At 62.3% G+C, this 3,121-nt stretch carries 3 protein-coding genes; 1 reads left to right on the top strand and 2 read right to left on the bottom strand.

From position 1 onward, the window contains the following. Nucleotides 1-574: 574 nt before the first annotated feature. Nucleotides 575-985: a response regulator gene (locus MKK88_RS19480; protein WP_244002581.1), complete on the bottom strand. Its 411-nt coding sequence runs from the start codon at nt 983-985 to the stop codon at nt 575-577. 128 nt (nt 986-1,113) lie between these two features. Continuing rightward, the gene (locus MKK88_RS19475; protein ID WP_244002579.1) at nt 1,114-1,488 is read right to left on the bottom strand and encodes a response regulator; all 375 of its coding nucleotides are present in this window, start codon (nt 1,486-1,488) and stop codon (nt 1,114-1,116) included. Between the two features lie 296 nt (nt 1,489-1,784). Here MKK88_RS19475 and MKK88_RS19470 point away from each other — a divergent pair, with 296 nt between their 5' ends. Continuing rightward, nucleotides 1,785-2,654 (top strand): sensor histidine kinase, encoded by an 870-nt coding sequence (locus MKK88_RS19470; protein ID WP_244002577.1) that lies wholly within the window; start codon nt 1,785-1,787, stop codon nt 2,652-2,654. The last annotated feature ends 467 nt before the right edge of the window (nt 2,655-3,121 follow it).

The following is a 3,121-nucleotide window of genomic DNA, read 5'->3' as shown; positions in this document are numbered from 1 at the left end:
GTCGAGCGAGAACTCGTAGAACAGGGCACCCTGCTCGACTTGCCGAGGTCCCATCATCTGCTTCGATCTCCGTCTCTCGACAGGAGTGAATCACCTCATCACAACCGCTGCAACACCCGAGTTTTTCAACAGAATCGACCCAACCCAGCCGCCGGAAGCACTGTCGGCGTTAGCCCGAAGCGGACGTTCGTCAACCGTTCGGCAACTTCAGCTCGGAGTGGTGAACGGCCTTTGGCGCTGCGGTTGAAACCGGACGTTTAAGCCAGCAGCGATTGGTCTGACTTGAGTGCACCTTTTCCAGTCCACTGTCCCCGGCTGCTTACGATCGATTTTGTTGAAATCTCGGAAGTAGGTCGAAGCAGCGCTGCGAAAGGGGGGCGACCGGAGAAAGTCCTACTATCGGCGCCGCCAGAATAACCTATAAGTGTAGGATTGCCGCGGTGCGAGAGATCAATTTTCTCTCGGGCATCATCTTGGACGATGCCTAAGGTTGGACGATGCCTGAGGCGCTGCCATCGAGTTTTTCAACAAAATTGGTCGGAAACAGACGGTACCAACTGTCGGATTTCGACCACTAGTCCCGCAGTGGCTCTGGTTTCTGACCATCCGGCAAGATCTCTTTCAGGTGGTCATGCACCATCTCGGCGGTAAACGGCTTGCCGATGAAGCGTGCTCCCTCGGGCATATCGTCCGATCCCGGCTGCACCTCTCCGGACGCCACCACGATGGCGATGTGGGGCCACCGGCGGGCGGTCTCGCGAGCGACGGCAAAGCCGTTGCGGGAGCCGGGCATCTGCACATCGGTGAACAGCAGGACGATTGAGGCGTGGTACTGTGCTAGCAGCTCCATAGCCGTGTCGCCGTCACGGGCCTCGAAGGTCCGGAACCCGGCATCCTCCAGCATGTACATCGCGTCCATGCGGATCAGCCCGTCATCGTCCACGACAAGGGCGTAAGGTGCTGAGGACGCAGATTGTTGGTTCATCTCCTAGTAAAATCCCACCCTTGCAGAAAGGTCCGAGGCACAGTGTCCCGGCAGAGTGGGGGATCGTGGCACATGACGGGGGCGCAACGGCTCCTCAAACGCATCGAGGCCCTGCCCGGTCATGATCGCTACCTTGCTTGAGCAATGGCTTTGAGAACGTCCCGAAAGCGGTAAGGCTTCGACACAAAGAGGCCGTGGTCCGGCACCTCTTCATCGGTAAGGCGATGTCGTCCGGAGGTAAGGACCAGACGGATGTCAGGCCATGACGCATGGACGTGCTCGGCCAGCGTCTTCCCGCACATGGACCCCGGCATGTCGATGTCGGTGAACAGGACACCGATGTCTGTGCGCTGTTCGAGGATGCCCCACGCCTCGTCGGCGTTGCATGCCTCGGTCACCGTAAGGCCCGCGTCCTCCAGCATCTCGACTGCGTTCATGCGCACGAGGTCATCATCCTCGACGATGAGGACTACCGAGGCATCCAGAGGGCGTTTCGAGCACATGGCCCATCAACTGGCCCACCCTGTATTGGTTGCTGTCGAGTTGCCTGGGCGAAAGCGTCACGCTGCATGGCATGTACCTAAAGCAGCAGCTCAATGAAGCTTTGCCGGAGCTAGAATGGCCTCGGCGGGTTATGTACCGGGACGGTGCCGAGCGCCTCGTCCTGACAGGAACGCAACCTGGGAAGGTCATGGCTGAGGGTCTCGAACTGGCGGGCGACGGGTGGACGCTGGAGAACTTCACCGGTGCGATCCATCGAGGCGGCGTCGCCCTTTGGGCGTGGTCACCGACCCGCCGGATGGCCCAGCTCGATGCCCTGTGCCGCGAATTTTGGGGGACGTCTGAAGCCGTCGTCGGCATCGACGAGCTGTTCAAGCGCGTGAACGCCGAGGACCGGTCGGGGATGATAGAGGACTGGTGGGCCAGCGAGAGAGACCCACAGGCCTACAGCTTCGACTTCCGCATCGGCGAGGGTCCGGACGCGCGCTGGATCTCGGCACGCGGCATCGGGGGTGATGCAGGCCGTGTCGGCGAGTGGGTGCAGGCCATCTTCATGGACATCACGGAGCGCAAGCGGGCAGAGGAGACCGAACGGCTCCTGACCGCTGAGCTGGCCCACCGGGTCTCGAACATGTTCACGGTGGCCCAGGCACTCACATCCATCGTCGCCCGCGAAGCCAAGTCGGCACCGCTGTTCGCCGAGGACCTGTCGCGGCGATTTGGCGTGCTGCACGAAGCGACCGCCCTTGCGACGCGCTCGCAGCACGGAGACCATGCGCATGTGGCGATGGGCACGCTCGCCGAGCGCATCCTGGCGCCCTACCGGGACGGCGCCAACATCGACATCGACATCGAGGACGCGGTGGCTGCGCCTCCGGGTAAGGTCAACGACTACGCGATGATCTTTCACGAGCTTGCCACCAACTCCGCCAAGTACGGTGCCCTGTCCGGCGGCGGCATGCTCCAGCTTCAGGGGCGGATGGAGGGCGGCGCATCCCGGCTGATCTGGAAAGAAGGTCCCGCCCCGTCGCGCGCTGCGAAGGCCGAGGGCACAGGGTTCGGCTCCCGCCTTCTCAAACAGACCATCGAGCGCAGCCTGGGCGGTCGCTTCGAGCGAACCATCGACGCCAGCGGACTACGCTTCGAGATGGTGGTCCCCATAGCCTGAGGTATACCCAAACCGCACCGGCTCGACCGGCTGCTTTGGGTCGTGAGGAGGCGCGGCCGCAACGTCCGGCCCCGTGTATTTCTGCCTGAAAGCGGACCGGCAGAAAGCCACCCAACCCAGCCGTTTAAAGGCGCCCGCCAACGCGACTGGAGCTGGCCGTGAACCGTCATTCCGCTTTGGAGCAAACGAGTCGGGAAAGCGGACACAAGGCCTCCGACCCAGCCCCGTCATTCGGGCTTCCGGGCTGTTGATTTCAGATTGCACTTTGAGGTTGGCTCGATGCCGATGTTGCTGCGGGACCTTCAGCCTTTTCAGGCGGTCAGTCCTCTCAGCCTTTCGGCCAGACTCGCCGACGCGAGGTCGCCACGATTGAGGATCTGGCTCGCGCCGCGAAGCTTGCTCCGGTCGTCCGCTGAGAATTCGCGACCCGTCAATACGATCACCGGGATGTCCGAGCAGCCGGGCAC

The sequence above is a fragment of the Methylobacterium sp. E-005 genome (assembly GCF_022829725.1).
In the GTDB taxonomy this organism is placed as follows: domain Bacteria; phylum Pseudomonadota; class Alphaproteobacteria; order Rhizobiales; family Beijerinckiaceae; genus Methylobacterium.
This window is presented reverse-complemented; position numbering and strand designations above follow the sequence as displayed.

Bases quoted from the DNA above. Each gene is read 5' to 3' on its own strand.
- MKK88_RS19480 (WP_244002581.1), bottom strand. From the start codon at position 985: ATGAACCAACAATCTGCGTCCTCAGCACCTTACGCCCTTGTCGTGGAC.
- MKK88_RS19475 (WP_244002579.1), bottom strand. From the start codon at position 1,488: ATGTGCTCGAAACGCCCTCTGGATGCCTCGGTAGTCCTCATCGTCGAG.
- MKK88_RS19470 (WP_244002577.1), top strand. From the start codon at position 1,785: ATGGCCCAGCTCGATGCCCTGTGCCGCGAATTTTGGGGGACGTCTGAA.